General features: G+C 26.3%; 17 protein-coding genes, 1 pseudogene and 1 riboswitch. Of the genes and pseudogenes, 13 read left to right on the forward strand and 5 right to left on the reverse strand.

Features of this window, described 5'->3' with window-relative positions; genetic code table 11:
• Positions 1–761, reverse strand: a pseudogene (locus tag I2A75_RS05435) (hypothetical protein); the annotation flags it as partial.
• Between the two features lie 203 nt (positions 762–964).
• Positions 965–1159, reverse strand: a complete 195-nt coding sequence (locus tag I2A75_RS05440) for a BhlA/UviB family holin-like peptide (protein ID WP_195263465.1) — start codon at positions 1157–1159, stop codon at positions 965–967.
• Between the two features lie 179 nt (positions 1160–1338).
• On the opposite strand from I2A75_RS05440, the gene I2A75_RS05445 reads away from it, so the two are divergent.
• The 3 genes from I2A75_RS05445 (at position 1339) to I2A75_RS05455 (ending at position 3768) form a co-directional block, all read left to right on the forward strand.
• Complete coding sequence (locus tag I2A75_RS05445) at positions 1339–1866, forward strand: sigma-70 family RNA polymerase sigma factor (protein WP_195263466.1); 528 nt, start codon at positions 1339–1341, stop codon at positions 1864–1866.
• 284 nt (positions 1867–2150) lie between these two features.
• Positions 2151–2483 (forward strand): PadR family transcriptional regulator, encoded by a 333-nt coding sequence (locus tag I2A75_RS05450; RefSeq protein ID WP_195263467.1) that lies wholly within the window; start codon positions 2151–2153, stop codon positions 2481–2483.
• Complete coding sequence (locus I2A75_RS05455) at positions 2467–3768, forward strand: DUF2812 domain-containing protein (RefSeq protein WP_195263468.1); 1302 nt, start codon at positions 2467–2469, stop codon at positions 3766–3768. The genes I2A75_RS05450 and I2A75_RS05455 overlap by 17 nt, the downstream gene beginning before the upstream one ends.
• Positions 3769–3903: 135 nt before the next feature.
• On the opposite strand, the gene I2A75_RS05460 is transcribed toward I2A75_RS05455, so the two are convergent.
• Positions 3904–4593 carry a DUF4956 domain-containing protein gene (locus I2A75_RS05460; RefSeq protein WP_195263469.1) on the reverse strand — a complete coding sequence of 230 codons (690 nt, stop codon included), beginning with the start codon at positions 4591–4593 and terminating at the stop codon, positions 3904–3906.
• Positions 4587–5333 (reverse strand): polyphosphate polymerase domain-containing protein, encoded by a 747-nt coding sequence (locus I2A75_RS05465; RefSeq protein WP_195263470.1) that lies wholly within the window; start codon positions 5331–5333, stop codon positions 4587–4589. Before I2A75_RS05465 ends, I2A75_RS05460 begins: the two co-directional genes overlap by 7 nt.
• A gap of 177 nt (positions 5334–5510) precedes the next feature.
• Here I2A75_RS05465 and I2A75_RS05470 point away from each other — a divergent pair, with 177 nt between their 5' ends.
• The 7 genes from I2A75_RS05470 (at position 5511) to tyrS (ending at position 11845) form a co-directional block, all read left to right on the forward strand.
• Positions 5511–5666, forward strand: a complete 156-nt coding sequence (locus I2A75_RS05470; protein WP_195263471.1) for a hypothetical protein — start codon at positions 5511–5513, stop codon at positions 5664–5666.
• A 219-nt stretch (positions 5667–5885) separates the two neighbouring features.
• On the forward strand, positions 5886–6722 hold the full coding sequence (locus I2A75_RS05475; protein ID WP_195263472.1) for a PhzF family phenazine biosynthesis protein: 837 nt from the start codon (positions 5886–5888) through the stop codon (positions 6720–6722).
• A gap of 148 nt (positions 6723–6870) precedes the next feature.
• The gene (locus tag I2A75_RS05480; protein WP_195263473.1) at positions 6871–7494 is read left to right on the forward strand and encodes a hypothetical protein; all 624 of its coding nucleotides are present in this window, start codon (positions 6871–6873) and stop codon (positions 7492–7494) included.
• A gap of 397 nt (positions 7495–7891) precedes the next feature.
• Positions 7892–8407: a hypothetical protein gene (locus I2A75_RS05485; RefSeq protein WP_195263474.1), complete on the forward strand. Its 516-nt coding sequence runs from the start codon at positions 7892–7894 to the stop codon at positions 8405–8407.
• Positions 8408–8578: 171 nt separating this feature from the next.
• Positions 8579–9166: a hypothetical protein gene (locus tag I2A75_RS05490; RefSeq protein ID WP_195263475.1), complete on the forward strand. Its 588-nt coding sequence runs from the start codon at positions 8579–8581 to the stop codon at positions 9164–9166.
• A gap of 159 nt (positions 9167–9325) precedes the next feature.
• Complete coding sequence (locus I2A75_RS05495) at positions 9326–9937, forward strand: NlpC/P60 family protein (RefSeq protein ID WP_195263476.1); 612 nt, start codon at positions 9326–9328, stop codon at positions 9935–9937.
• A gap of 693 nt (positions 9938–10630) precedes the next feature.
• Positions 10631–11845 (forward strand): tyrosine--tRNA ligase, encoded by a 1215-nt coding sequence (gene tyrS, locus I2A75_RS05500; RefSeq protein ID WP_195263477.1) that lies wholly within the window; start codon positions 10631–10633, stop codon positions 11843–11845.
• A gap of 198 nt (positions 11846–12043) precedes the next feature.
• On the opposite strand, the gene I2A75_RS05505 is transcribed toward tyrS, so the two are convergent.
• A complete protein-coding gene (locus I2A75_RS05505; protein ID WP_008679883.1) occupies positions 12044–12214 on the reverse strand; it encodes a hypothetical protein in 171 nt (56 codons plus the stop codon).
• Positions 12215–12419: 205 nt separating this feature from the next.
• Positions 12420–12563, forward strand: a riboswitch (TPP riboswitch).
• 92 nt (positions 12564–12655) lie between these two features.
• Between I2A75_RS05505 and thiD the strand changes: the two genes are divergently transcribed.
• From thiD to thiE, 3 genes are read left to right on the forward strand one after another with little or no spacing between them, the layout of a single operon-like run.
• Complete coding sequence (thiD, locus tag I2A75_RS05510; RefSeq protein WP_195263478.1) at positions 12656–13450, forward strand: bifunctional hydroxymethylpyrimidine kinase/phosphomethylpyrimidine kinase; 795 nt, start codon at positions 12656–12658, stop codon at positions 13448–13450.
• Between the two features lie 18 nt (positions 13451–13468).
• Positions 13469–14254 carry a hydroxyethylthiazole kinase gene (gene thiM / locus I2A75_RS05515; RefSeq protein WP_195263479.1) on the forward strand — a complete coding sequence of 262 codons (786 nt, stop codon included), beginning with the start codon at positions 13469–13471 and terminating at the stop codon, positions 14252–14254.
• A gap of 12 nt (positions 14255–14266) precedes the next feature.
• On the forward strand, positions 14267–14893 hold the full coding sequence (gene thiE, locus I2A75_RS05520) for a thiamine phosphate synthase (protein WP_347707756.1): 627 nt from the start codon (positions 14267–14269) through the stop codon (positions 14891–14893).
• Positions 14894–15005: the final 112 nt, after the last annotated feature.

Below are 15005 nucleotides of genomic sequence, written 5' to 3' on the forward strand. Positions count from 1 at the left end.
CCAAAAGATTCAGTTTGAATTATATAGATATCTCCACTTCTTTCTTCAAGAATACTATAAGATAAACCACCAAATTGAGCAGGTGCAAGAGTACCTATTTTATAATCAGAAGTGTAAGGCCCATCAACATTATAAACAGCCCAGCTTTGCATATGATCATGTAGATTTAGATATTTACCAGTACCACCTCCGCTTGAGCCACCACCAGAAGTATCACCATTACTATATAAAGGAGAAGAAGTAATGGAACTGTCATTATCTTGAGGAGCCCAAATAGCACATCTTCCAAAAGATTCAGTTTGAATTATATAGATATCTCCATTTCTTTCTTCAAGAATACTATAAGATAAACCACCAAATTGAGCAGGTGCGAGAGTACCTATTTTATAATCAGAAGTGTAAGGCCCATCAACATTATAAACAGCCCAGCTTTGCATATGATCATGTAGATTTAGATATTTACCAGTACCACCTCCGCTTGAGCCACCACCAGATGTATCTCCATTAGAGTAAATTCTTTCATAAGTAATATTACTATCATTATCAACTGGAGCCCAAATAGCACATCTACCAAAAGACTCAGTTTGAATGACGTAAACATCGCCACCTTTTTCATCTAAGATCATGAAAGATAGGCCACCGAATTGAGCAGGAGATAAAGCACCAATTTTATAAGCGGTAGTATATGGTCCATTTTCATTATAGACCCCCCAACTTTGATTATGAGGATGTAAGTTTAAAAATTTTCCGATTTGTGACATCAATAAATCACTCCTTTAAATTTAAATTTTTATTGTCGGCTTGATTGACTAGTCATTAATTATAAAGATAATTTAAACTAATTTGTAAACTATAAAAATAATAATTATTATTTAATTCAGTATAGTTACATAATAGAAAATATTTAAAATAGAAAAGAATATAAAATGGGATTAGTACATACACAATAAAAACAGATATTTAATTATTTAAATATCTGCTTTTTTATATCTTTAAGATCATTTTGTATGTCTGGAAGAGTATTATTAAGTTGCTGAATTATATTTTGATAGTTTTCTTCTCTTACCTGATTTTGTTTTAAAACATATAGCAAGAGATACCCAAATAATAATGCAAAAACTCCTTGTGTAGTTAAAAAATTAAATAGATCGCTATTCATGAGATCACTCCTTCAAACTTATAAAGAAATTTTATTATCATTTAGTAAACTAAAAGATGCTTATATAATTTGTCTATATTATGAATGTTAAATTTATATATTTTTATAAAATTAGAAAAATTATGTTTACAAAACGAACATGTGTTTGCTTATATATATATATATAGGAGGGGATATTAGTGAATAATGAGATATGCATAAAAATAATAAGTTTTAGAGAAGGCAATAGTGATTCCTTGTTAGATATCATAGAAATATTTGAGCCTCTATTAAGCAAATATGCTAGATTATTGGATGGAGAAGATACAAAACAGGATCTTATAATACATTTAATTGATATTTTAAATAAAATTCCTATAGATAAAGAAGATATTCCTGAAAATAAATACATATTAGGATACATAGCAAAATCTATAAGAAACGAATATATAAAGATATCAAAGAAAAATGACAAAATTAGATTAAATGAAACTGAATTAAATTTAGACATAGAATTACAGTATGAAGATTCCGAATTAGAATTTGAAATGATGGATATGTTTAAAATTTTAACTAAAAAAGAGGTATTTATAATGAAATTAATATATGTATATTATTTATCAGTAAGTGAGGTTGCTAACTATATGAAAATATCACGACAAGCAGTAAATCAGGCTAAGAATAGATCATTAAAAAAATTGAGAGAAATCTACTTAAATAAAGATTAAAATAATTATAATATGGAGAAGACTTATTGAAATTAGTAATTCCTAAAGGGGCTAACGAAACGCGAGCCTCTTTAAGCAATATTAAAACAAGGCATATTTTTAAAATTACATACAAACAGAGTCTTATAAAGCAGTCAATATATAAATATTATATATTATGGGATTAAAAGTAAAAATTCTGTTTACAATATTGATACTCGATATTATAATTGTATTACAAAAATAAAGTTTATTTTATATGCGTGTTTAGAATATCGAATATCGATGTTTGGAGGTGATCAAAGATGCCAAGAGAACAATTTCAAAATTTAACTGAACCAATGTATTATATATTAGTATCTTTAATAGAAGAAAGATGTGGTGTAGATATAATGGCATCAGTTGAAGAAATATCAAGGGGAAGGGTTAATGTTGGACCAGGAACATTATATGCGTTACTTGGTAGATTTGAGAAAGAAGGAATGATTAGAGAAACTGAAGTGGTAGGGAGGAAAAGAAGCTACATAATAACAGATAAAGGATTAGAAGTATTAAAAGATGAGTATAATCGTTTAATTCTGTTAGTTGAAGATGGAAAATCTTTTTTAGGAGGATATAATAATGGTATTGGGAAATAAGAAGTGGGTTATATTTAATTTTTTACCGTATGAGTATAAAAGTTTAGAAGAATATCTAGAAAAAATGGCATTAAAGGGATGGATATTAGAAGGTATGAATGGCTTTATTTTAAAATTTAGAAGAAGTAAGCCTAAAAGTTTAAAATATTCAGTTGATATAATGGATAGTGTATCTTTTTTTGATGGCAAAGATAGTGATAGCTTAATAGAGTATAGAGAGTATTGCAAAGAAGCTGGGTGGGAATTTGTTTGTGGAAGAGAAAAAATACAAGTATATTGTAGTGAAATATATCAAGAAAGAATAGATATTCATACAGATGAAGTTGAAAAATTTAATACTATTCGTAAAGCGTCATTAAAATATGTATGCCTGAATTTTTTTACTATGCTAATTCTTTTATATTCACAATATATTTCAACAATTGGTAGTCCAGATGGGCACTTTCTAGCAAGTTCATTAAAACTAGGAAGTCTTTTATTTGTTAGTTTTTTCTCAATACATGAGATTATAGGAGTAATAACATTTTTAATATTCAATATTAGAGGTAAATTATTAATAAGTAAAGGGAAAAAAATATCTTATAATTTTAAAGTTATTGCTTTAATTAAGAGAACTATTTATAAGGTGCTATTTATTGTAACTTTTACAGCTTTTATATTTTATGGTTTGAAATCTGATTTGAGTGTTATTAAGATATGTATTGCCTGTATTTTATTAGTAGCTTTACTAAATTATATAATTAGATTTGTTAAAGATAAGAATTATAAAAATAAAAAAACTATAATTTCAAGTGTATATTTATTATTAACATTAGCAATATTTTTTATTATGACAAATACGATTGCTACAAATGTATTTATAAGAGATTATAAAGTTGATGATAAAATGTTAGAAAAAGTAGCTACTTTAAAACTAGAAGATTTTAATGATATTGGAAAAGATGATTCATTATTTTATATATTAGATAAATCTCCAGTAGCATTACATTTATTTTATAGCTGTGAAGGGGAAAATGATTATTTAAGTTATGATATTTTTGAAAGTAAATATCAATGGGCAGTTAGATATAATTTGAATAAAACAATAGAGTTTGACAATAAAGCGGGTATAGAATATATTGAAAAGAAAACTAATTTACCAAATGATATAAAGGTTTATATGAATGAACGCGGAAATCGATATATAATTATTTCACCTAAGAAGATGGTAGAGATATCAACAATTGAAGGAATAAGTGAAGATGAAGTAATTAATAGGGCTTATGAAAAATTATTTAGTAGTTAGTAACATAAGTAATAAAATATAGAGAAAGGAAGATAAATAAAATGTGTGAAATAAGTATATATCAATCCTAGTACTTTATTGTACAGTTATTTAACTTATGAAACATACTTTATTTATCTTTGCTTTTATAGTAATTTAATTATAAACTTTTTCTTCAAAACCAGCAAAGTTCAATGAAATGTTTAAATTACCGTTTTTGCATCTTAATTCATCTATAAATTTCTTTTGATTAGCGTCAAGTTTCATATGGATTATATAATGAATTTCAAATAGTGATCCAAAATCTCTAGTTTTAATAGTTTCAACATGCCATGAATTTGTATATTTATTAAGGATATCATCAAAAATACCATCGTAATTTAAATCTTCAGGAATTGTGATTTTAAGCTTAGATGTTTTTGTTTTTGGCATAGCAAACTTTGTTGCATCTAATATTAAGGTTAAAGCACATAGTATTAATGTAAATATAAATGCATAGCCTATATAGCCCATACCACAAGTTAAACCAACAGCTAAAGTAAAGAATACATAAGTTATATCCTTTGGATCTCCAGGTGCACTTCTAAAACGAATAATTGAAAAAGCTCCAGCTAAGCTAAATGCTCTAGCAACATTATTTCCAACTAAAAGTATGATAATTGCAATTATAACAGGTAGCATTATAAGAGTTATTGTAAATCCTGTTGAATATCCTTCTTTTTTGTGTGTCTTCATATATGCAAGGCTTATAATTAAGCCAAGAATAATTGAAGATATTATAATAAGTAGTGCGTTAAATAGTGTGAATGATTCTCCATTCGTTGATGTAATTATAGTTTCTAACATACATCTTTCCTCCCTGTATCATAGTTTTTATTTAAACAATATCTCATATATTCATTTCCATATTTAGAAAAGTGAGTATTGTATATCTCCAAATCTGAAAGAATTTTAGTAAACCAAACTGGAATAGCACCTAATATTTTTACTTCCATAAGGTAGTGTTTTTTATCTAAGAGTCTACCACCAAAACTACCAGCTTCAAGGAAGAGGTTATCACGTCTAGTTATTATATTAGAATCAAAAGTTATTCTAAAATCATTATCATTCTTTGCAAAGAAAGCTTTCCTACTATAGCTTATATATACTGTTGGATGAACATCATGATTATTTAGATGATATTCTATTTCATTAAGAACTTGATTATTTAGATAATCAGAAGTTGTAGGTCTTTCTCCTAATTCTAAAAATTTATAAGCTTCATTTAAAGTTAGAGTTGCTCTACGTTTATTTACAATTCCATTAATTTTTTTCTTTAATTCAAGAAAAACTTTATCATCTTTACTAGTAGGTATACTGTAACTTCTTAATCTAAGTTTTTCTTTATAGTAAGGTTTATTAATAGAATGTCTAATTATTTGATTATCATCAGTATCATAATATATATTGTAAATACTGTAGTTCTGTCCAAACTTACAGAATTTATCTGGATTCATGTATTTTGATAAAATTGTAATAAGTGCGTTATATTGATTTTCATTTAATATAAATTTCTTTTCATATCTTTGAAATGATTTTATTGCCATATAAATACCTCCCATAGAATTGATATCTTATGAGGTAATTATATAAAGCCAACCTTAAAAAAATCTTAAATTAGTAATTAATTTTGTTAGATTAATATGTAATTTAATATGTAAAAATAGTAAGATATTATTAATTATAAATATAAAGAAGTATATAAATGTTCAAAGGGGCTGATTATGATAAAAGGGAAAAAGGTATATATAATTTTATTAGTATTGATTATGTGCGGATGGTATTTAATTAAAGAAAATAATAATAAAGTATCTATAAGGGGCTTAGTAAGAGAAAGTTATCCAGTTCAAGTTGATGCCAAGATTATAAGAGTAAAGTAAAATATAAAATTTAATTATAAGCACGTAAGAGTTTTTAGTTTTAATAATTTAAGAACTATTATGTTGTATAGTTATAATTTATCTAATTTTAATTTGATTAATAAAAAATTCTTTATTTATTATGTTATTATAGTTAATATATTGTGCATATAAAACGTAAGAATTAAAAACATGTATAATTATTACTAAATAATATTACAAAACTCAGGGGGTAAGATAATGAAAAATAAAATTAAAATATATCAAGTAGATGCTTTTACTAGTGAAGCATTTAAAGGAAATCCAGCAGCAGTTTGTATTTTAGAAGATGATATAAGTGATGAGTTAATGAAAAATATTGCCCGGGAAATGAACTTGTCGGAAACTGCGTTTGTTAAGCCATTAGAAAATTCTAGTATAGGTAACTGTAATTTATTTTCTTTAAGATGGTTTACTCCAGAAGTTGAAGTTGACTTATGTGGTCATGCAACTATAGCAACGTCAAAAGTATTATTTGATGAGTTTAATATAAAAGAAGAATATATTAAATATGAAACTAAAAGTGGACTACTTACAGCTAAAAAGGAAGATGAAAAGATAAGTTTAGACTTTCCAATAGATAATCCACTAGATTTTAATTTAACGCAAGATATCTTAGATGCTATGGGAATAATAAGTTATTCAAAAGCTATAATAGGTGAAAAAACAAGAAAACTTGTTATAGAAGTAAAAGACAAAGAGGATGTATTAAATTTAAAACCAAATTTTGAAATGTTAAAATCATTAAAGTTTGAAAGTGATGTAAAAGGTATATGTGTTACTTGTAGAGGAAATGAAAAGTATGATTTTATTTCAAGATATTTTACTCCATGGGCTGGTATAAATGAAGACCCAGTTACAGGTTCAGTTCATACGGTACTAGCAAATTATTGGAGTAATAAATTAAATAAAGTAGAAATGAATGCTTATCAAGCTTCAAATAGAGGTGGAGAAATTTCATTAAAGTTATTAGGAAATGATAGAATAAGCTTAAGTGGAGAAGCTGTTATAGTATTAAAGGGAGAGTTATATTTATAATTTTAGGATTTCTAACAAGATGTACTTTTATTTTTATAGAATATTTTGTTAGATAAAATACAAAAATTTACTTATATAAATATTATTGTAAAATGATATTATAAGTAGTAAAATGTTCATATTGGATTAAGAAAGAGGGCGATTTATTGTGAAAAAAATAATAACTTGTTTATTATTTTCGGCAGTTTTTATGATATCATGTTCTGCAAATAATTCTGAAGATACAAATAAAATAATAGACAATAAATCGAATGAAGTATCTGATAAAAATTTAGATAGTGATTCGAAAGAAGATAGTATTGATCAAAATTCATCTGATACTTCTAAAGAAAAAGATGCTGAGGAAATTTCAAATAATAATTCTGAAATAGAAAATTCATCTTCAGAAGAGGTAACAATAAATGGAGATATTAATGAAAAGGTGAAAAATTATATTACTAACGGTCAATCAAATAAATCAGAAGCAGAAAAAATAAAATGGAGTAAAACATTTTTAAATGAAGTTAATATTGAAAGTTTATATGACCAATATATATCTGATGGTGGTAATGCTGATGATATAGAAAAGTTCGCAAATTATATGACTTTAAATGCTCCTATTAGTGACAACTGGGAAGAGTTATTTAAAAAAGATTTATACGATATATATAGAGAAAAAGTAGTTAAATTAGAGCATTTAGAAAATGATTTCTATCAAGCATATATAAACAAAGATGGAGTAGAAGTACCTTATGTTGTAGTTTCAGCAAGAACAGGTTATTTTCATGGATAATTACAAAAGGTATTTACTATAAATAAATCATTTAAATTATAAATGAAAAATTTTATTTATAAATATTTAGTTAAATTATTATATTTTATATTAAAGAAGGATGTATTAAATTGAAGCTACAAACTTAATTTAATACATCCTTCTTTTAATGTATACATAATTATTTTTTATTAGAAAGCAATTATTAGAAGGGATATATATAGTGAAAGTAATTATGTAGTGAAGTTATTTCACTGTATATTTAGATGAAAAAGTAGAAGTTTTAAAAGTAAAACTAAATTTAAAAATGTGCTTTATATATATCAATTTAAGTGCATGCGAATATACTATTGTATCTAATAGAATATTGATGAAATACAAGAAAAATAATTCTTTAATTAGCAGGAGGATATAATTAATGAGAACTTTTTATGATGAATCTGAATTAGATACAGTTGGTGACGGAGAATTTGTAAAAATGCATTTAGAGTTGGAAGAGGATCTAAAAAAAGAAATGGGAATATTTAAAGAAGACCACAAAATGGAAGAGGAAGAAGAGTGCTTTGAAGAATTCTCAAATCAAACCTACACACCACTTGAGGCAAATTGCAAATCTGAAATTCATATTAATCCCAAAAATAAAATAATATATGTATGTCCAAAAACAGCTCAATATTTTTTAGCATCTTCATCAAAATGTTGTGGTCCAATTAATGTTAAATATATTGGTCATGGATTTAATCAAAAGTTTAAAAAGGTTAATGGAGACCTAGGAACTTATTTTATCTTAAATTCAGGAATTTTATTTATTCCGAATGAACGCTTAAGGCCAGGGGAAATAGATGTATTACCTTTTGAAGCATTTGATGGATGTAATAAATTTAAATTTGATGTAGTGTTTACATTTGATCCATGTAAGTGCTGCAAAAAATAAATTGTAGCTATAAAAGATAGTGGCTAAACAGACATCTTAATGGGTATTTAAGATGTCTGTTTTGTATAGAAATTATCTTTAAATTGATAAATAAAACATTCTTAATAGATTATTATATGTATGGTTTAAATATATAGTATTAAATTAACTCTATATTAGGAGGATATGATAGTGGAAAGATTAGATTGTAATGATCTTAATAAAGATAGTGACAAAATAAATGGAGATTTATTTGAAAATATAAATAAAGAAGCACGAGAAATAAGAGAAAAATATGAAAATGATTTTTTAAATAATAAGAGTGAATTTGAAAATCAAGGTGAAAATGATTTTTGGAGTATTCTTGAAGAGGTAAATAAAGAAACATATGAGATTAAAGAGAAAAATGAAGAAATAATACGAGATATAAAACAAACTTCACTGCAAGCAAATTGTAGATTAGAAATGCATATTGAATCTGAAAACAAAGTAATATATGTACGTCCATGTAGAGCTCAATATTTTTTACTATCATCATCAAAGTGTTATGAGAATGTTAATGTAAAATACATGGGAGCTAATTATAATGAAAAGCTTAGTGAAATACATGGAGCTATCGGAAATTACTATATATTAAATGCAGGAATACTATTAGTTCCAAAAGGAAGAATAAGACCTGGAGCAATTGATATATTACCTCTAGTTGCGTATTATGGAGATGATTATTATAGATTTGAAGCTATATTTAATTATGTACCATATCAATGTTGGAATAGATAAAAATATGATAGATTTAGAAGTGAAATGAGCTGTATTTAATTTAACAGCTCATTTTAATTTATAATTAATTATTTCTTAATTAAAAAGTAATTATGAAAAGTGAGAGGTCTAATGTAAAATTAACTATATAAAGTAGATTATTTAAAAGGGGCTTTGAGGATGAAAAAGATGATGGTAAATAGAAATATAGTTTTTATATTAGGTTTAATATTTTTATTAGTAGTTGGAATTGTAGTATTTAATAATTTATATAAGAAAGATAATTATGAAAATGAAGGTATAAATATGACTGAAGAAGAAAAGGCAGTTGTAAATAAAGTTATAGAATTGGCAGAAGAAAAAATAGGACTAGAATATGTATGGGGTGGAAAAGGTGAGATTATGAGTGAGGGGAGATTAGATGAACTTATAGGTTATTATGGAGAAGAATATTATCCATTAAAGAGAGAAACATACATAGGAAATCAGGCTTTTGATTGTTCAGGATTAACTTATTGGACATACAGAGAAGTTACTGGAGTTGAAATTGGTTATTCAACTTTTGATCAAGAAGATATATTGCAAGGGTATGAAGTTGATAAAGAAGATATACAGCCAGGAGATCTAGTTTTTACACCAGGACATGTAGTTTTATATAAGGGAAAAGGCGAAATGATAAATGCATACAATAAGTTAGCTTATCCAATTGGTGGAGTAAAAAATGGCAAACTTTATTTAAGTGAAGAAAGTGTAATATATAGACCAATCGATTATATAAATTCTTTGAAATAATAAAGCATTAGATATTAAGAAAAAAGATAGAAGTATAAAAGTTAAAATTAATTATTAGCTAATTAAGAGTTATAAGAATATTGACAATATTAAAAATAAGATTTATAATCCATATTAATAATAAGCATAACGAAGATTTATAAGTAATTATATTTCGGAGTATAAGATTATGAAAAGCTGTGATAAGAATAAGTAGTAGTTAGTAAGGCTTACAGAAAGTAACCGGTTGATGAGAGGTTCAAGATAAGCTAATTATGAATACATCTTTGAGCTTCACACCAAATGGGGTTGTTTTAAATACAGTGATATTAAAAATGAGATTTATCTTAAATTTTAATTTTACATTATTCATTGTACGACAGCACCTAGTAGGCTGTGACGTATTCCTTGCACACGTTATAGTGCTAGAGTATTACCTAGATATTTTCTGGAGTACTTGAAAAGGTAGGCAATGTGAGTTGTCTATGAACCTAAGGTGGTAACACGAAGATTTATCTCTCGTCCTTTTGATATAAAGGGCGGGAGTTTTTTGTTTTTATATATAAGTTTACGTTGACTTGGAGCGAAGCGACGGAATAAGTAAATTTATATATGTTCACCAGTGGTTCGAATAGTTTTATCAAATAGCCTTTCGTAAAGTTATTCTTATAGAACTTGCTTATATTTTAAATAATATAAGAGGAGTGTTTAAAAATGAAACAAACAATTGATGAGCAAATTAAAATTATAAAAAAAGGAGCAGATACAATAGTTAATGAAGAAGAGCTTAGAAAAAAATTAGAAAAAGCTGAAAAAAATAATAAACCATTAATTATTAAATTAGGTCTTGATCCAAGCGCACCAGATATACATCTTGGTCATGCTGTAGTTTTACGTAAAATTAAGCAAATGCAAGACTTAGGTCATAAGGCAGTAATTGTTATTGGGGATTTTACAGGGAAAATTGGAGATCCAACAGGAAAGGCAAAAGGAAGAAAGGCATTAACTGATGAAGAAGTATTAAGAAATGCAGAAACTTATAAAACTCAAATTTTCAAAGTTTTAGATGAAAGTAAGACAGAAGTTCGTTTTAATAGCGAATGGCTTTCAAAATTAAATTTTAATGATGTTTTAAAATTAGCAGCAACTACTACTGTAGCCCGTATGTTAGAAAGAGATGATTTTCAAAATAGATATAAAAATAATGTACCAATAGGAGTTCATGAGTTCTTTTATCCTTTAATGCAAGCTTACGATTCAATAGCTCTTAAGGCTGATATAGAACTTGGTGGTACTGATCAAACATTTAATATTTTAACGGGAAGAACACTTCAAAAGACAATGGGAGAAGAAGGGCAAGTTGCAATGTTTATGCCGATTTTAGAAGGCTTAGATGGAATTGAAAAAATGAGTAAAAGTTTAGGAAATTACATTGGTGTAAATGAACCTGCAAATATTATGTTTAAAAAAGTGATGGAGGTTCCAGATAGCTTAATTATAAAATACTTTGAATTAGCTACTGATGAACATCCAGATAAAATAGATCAAATAAAAAATAGATTAAGTAATGGTGAAAATCCTAGAGATATTAAATTAGAACTTGCACAGATAATAACAAGATTATATCATTGTGAAAATGAGGTGAAATCAGCAATAGAGTTTTATAATTCAGCTTTTACTAAAAAGGAAATTCCAGAAGATATACCTAATTTAAATGTAGAAAGTAATAAACTAAGAGATATTGTTACAAATTTAGTAAGTGGAAAATATGTATCGAGTAAAAAAGAATTTATAAGACTTGTTGAACAAAATGGAATTCAAATTAACGGTGAAAAAATAAGTAGCTTAGATATAAATATATCATCACAAGATGTAATAAAAATAGGAAAAAAGAAGTTTATAAAACTTATAATAAACTCTGAAAATTAATAGAAATAACCCTGCAATATAAAGCAGGGTTATTTTGAAAAAGAAAGATAATATTTAAAGATTTGTGTAAAAAAATCTTTAAATATTATCAAAAGGAACTTTTAACTATAGCTTTCAATTTAGCAATTACATATCTACTATCATAACTATAATAAAGATTATAATTATGTAATTTAAATATTAAAATGAAAGTATAGATTATTTATTATGAGATAACTTTGATCTTTTAGTAAATTTTTTGCCGTTTGAATGAGCACCTTTCTTTTTACCATTTTCAATTCCAATTTCTGCACCGGATTCTGAATACATTTTTCTAAGTTCTGCATTTGATTTAGGACGATCTTTTCTTCTATTTTTGTTATTATCCATTTAAATTACCTCCTAAAGTTAAGTTGTCTATATTAGTTTTCCACAAGAGAATAAAATAATTTTATTAAAATATAGCATGATATAGTATTTATTATTTCTATAGGGAGAAGTTGTATTTTTAAAATTAAATTTAAAATGAAATTCAATATAATTGGGAAATTATATACACAAATGAAAATAAGTGGTAAAATAAAGTTGAAATTAAATAATTTGCTAGGGGTGCCTATATGGCTGAGAGATAAATTTATGAAGGGGGTAACGAAACGTGATACCCTTTGAGTGATAATTTTATTAACCCTTATTACCTGAACTGGATAATGCCAGCGTAGGAAAGCTTAGAAATTATCATTTATAAATTATGAGATTTTTTTAAGAAATACTAAAAGCTATATTCCAGTATGGGAATATAGCTTTTTATTTTATTAATTAGGAGGAATTAAAATGAGAAACTATAAAATAGCAACATTAACTATTGCAGGATCGGATTCTTCAGGAGGTGCAGGAATACAAGCAGATTTAAAAACATTTAGTGCAATTGGTACTTATGGAATGAGTGTTATTACAGCTATAACAGCACAAAATACTCAAGGTGTATTTATGGTTGAGGATTTAAGTAAGGATATAATAAGAAAACAAATAGAGGTTGTAATGGATGATATAGAACCAAAAGCAATAAAAATAGGAATGGTTTCTAGTCCAGAAATTATAAATGAAATTGTTGAAGTTTTAGAAAAATATGATACAAAGTATCTAGTTGTAGATCCAGTAATGATATCTAAAAGCGGATATAACTTGTTAAAGCCAGAAGCAAAAGATGCTTTAATTCAAAAGTTAATTCCTAAAGCATATATAATAACACCTAATATATTAGAAGCTGAGGAACTTACAGGAATGAAGATTTATATTGTTGAGGATATGAGAGAAGCTGGAGAAAAAATACTAACTTTTGGGCCAAAATTTGTGTTGATGAAAGGCGGACATTTAGAAGGAGAAGCAGTTGATATCTTAATTGGAAGAAATGTATTTAAAGTTTATAAATCTGAAAGATTAAATAGAAAAAATACTCATGGTACTGGATGTACATTATCATCAGCAATTACTGCACATTTAGCACTTGGATATGATATAGAAAAGTCTGTAGAGCTTAGTAAAGAGTATATTACTGAAGCTATTAAAAATAGTTTTGATATTGGTAAGGGTGTAGGTCCAGTTCATCATTTTTATAAATTTAAATAATAGATAAGAGGTAATAAAATGTATAATTTAATAAATAAAGTTAAAGAAAAAAATCCATTAATTCTTCATTATACAAATGAAGTTACAATAAATGATTGTGCAAATATAACATTAGCACTAGGAGCAAGCCCTTTAATGAGTTATAGTTATGAAGAATTAGAAGAGATAGTTAGTATAGCTAGTGCAGTAGTTATAAATATAGGTACTATGAAATCTGCTAATGTTGAATTATTTTTAAAGGCAGGCAAAATGGCAAATAAATATAATAAACCTGTTATATTAGATCCAGTTGGAGTTTTTGCAACGAAAGAAAGAACTAAGCTAACAACTAAGCTAATTAATGAAGTTAAATTTGATGTTATAAAGGGAAATATTGCAGAAATAAAGTTTATAGGAGGATTTGAAGGGAATGGACAAGGTGTAGATTCTTATGATAATGGAGAAGATATATCAATATTAATAAGAGACATAGCAAGAAAGATGAATACGATTATTGTAGCAACAGGTAAAGTAGATTTTGTAAGTAATGGTGAAAAAGTTATAAAAATTAAAAATGGAAGTAAGAAGTTAAAAGGAATAACAGGAACTGGATGCATGACAGGAAGTTTGATAGCTTCTTATTTAGGAGCATGTGGAAGTAATATTGAGTCAGTAGCAATGGGAGTTATTTCAATGGGGCTTTCAGGTGAATTAGCAGATAAAGATGATATAGGAATAGGAAGTTTTAAAGTTGAGTTAATGAATAATGTATATAAGTTAACAGAAGAAACATTTAGAAATTTTGCAAAAGTAGATATAAAATAAAGGAGTAAGGAAATAATGAATGATTTAAAACTTTATTTAGTAACTGATTCAGATATTTTGAAAGATAGAGATTTTTATAAATCAATAGAAGATGCCATTAAAGGTGGTGTAACTATGATTCAATTAAGAGAAAAAGAAGCTCTTGGAGGAGAATTTTTAGAGAAAGCATTAAAATTAAGGGAAATAACTAGAAAGTATAATGTGAAATTTATTATTAATGATAGAGTGGACATTGCTTTATTATGTGATGCTGATGGAGTACATGTTGGACAAGATGATTTGCCAGCAGATGAGGTTAGAAAATTAATAGGTAAGGAAAAAATACTTGGAGTATCAGCAAGGTCTTTAGAGGAAGCAATTAAAGCAAAGCAAATGGGTGCTGATTACTTGGGAGTTGGATCAATGTTCACAACTAAAACAAAATTAGATGCAAAAGATGTAAGTATGGAAACTTTAAAAGAAATAAAAAGAAATGCTGATTTACCTATAGTCGTTATAGGTGGATTATCATTAGATAATATAGAAAGTTTTAATGGCTATGACATAGAGGGATATGCTATTGTATCAGCAATTTTAGGTAAAGATGATATAGAAAAAGAATCAAAAATATGGATTGATAAAATAAATTCAATTATATAAACAATTATGTTTTATTAAGATACCTCTTTAAATCATATTTAAGAAATAATTATCATCATCTTTTTAAACTTAAATAGAAGTGACCAGAAAAAGTTAATGGTATGTATTATAA

This window comes from Clostridium sp. 1001275B_160808_H3, from assembly GCF_015550425.1.
Lineage (GTDB): Bacteria > Bacillota > Clostridia > Clostridiales > Clostridiaceae > Clostridium.

Bases quoted from the DNA above. Each gene is read 5' to 3' on its own strand.
- I2A75_RS05440 (WP_195263465.1), bottom strand. From the start codon at position 1,159: ATGAATAGCGATCTATTTAATTTTTTAACTACACAAGGAGTTTTTGCA.
- I2A75_RS05450 (WP_195263467.1), top strand. From the start codon at position 2,151: ATGCCAAGAGAACAATTTCAAAATTTAACTGAACCAATGTATTATATA.
- I2A75_RS05455 (WP_195263468.1), top strand. From the start codon at position 2,467: ATGGTATTGGGAAATAAGAAGTGGGTTATATTTAATTTTTTACCGTAT.
- I2A75_RS05460 (WP_195263469.1), bottom strand. From the start codon at position 4,593: ATGTTAGAAACTATAATTACATCAACGAATGGAGAATCATTCACACTA.
- I2A75_RS05465 (WP_195263470.1), bottom strand. From the start codon at position 5,333: ATGGCAATAAAATCATTTCAAAGATATGAAAAGAAATTTATATTAAAT.
- I2A75_RS05470 (WP_195263471.1), top strand. From the start codon at position 5,511: ATGATAAAAGGGAAAAAGGTATATATAATTTTATTAGTATTGATTATG.
- I2A75_RS05475 (WP_195263472.1), top strand. From the start codon at position 5,886: ATGAAAAATAAAATTAAAATATATCAAGTAGATGCTTTTACTAGTGAA.
- I2A75_RS05485 (WP_195263474.1), top strand. From the start codon at position 7,892: ATGAGAACTTTTTATGATGAATCTGAATTAGATACAGTTGGTGACGGA.
- I2A75_RS05495 (WP_195263476.1), top strand. From the start codon at position 9,326: ATGAAAAAGATGATGGTAAATAGAAATATAGTTTTTATATTAGGTTTA.
- tyrS (WP_195263477.1), top strand. From the start codon at position 10,631: ATGAAACAAACAATTGATGAGCAAATTAAAATTATAAAAAAAGGAGCA.
- I2A75_RS05505 (WP_008679883.1), bottom strand. From the start codon at position 12,214: ATGGATAATAACAAAAATAGAAGAAAAGATCGTCCTAAATCAAATGCA.
- thiD (WP_195263478.1), top strand. From the start codon at position 12,656: ATGAGAAACTATAAAATAGCAACATTAACTATTGCAGGATCGGATTCT.
- thiM (WP_195263479.1), top strand. From the start codon at position 13,469: ATGTATAATTTAATAAATAAAGTTAAAGAAAAAAATCCATTAATTCTT.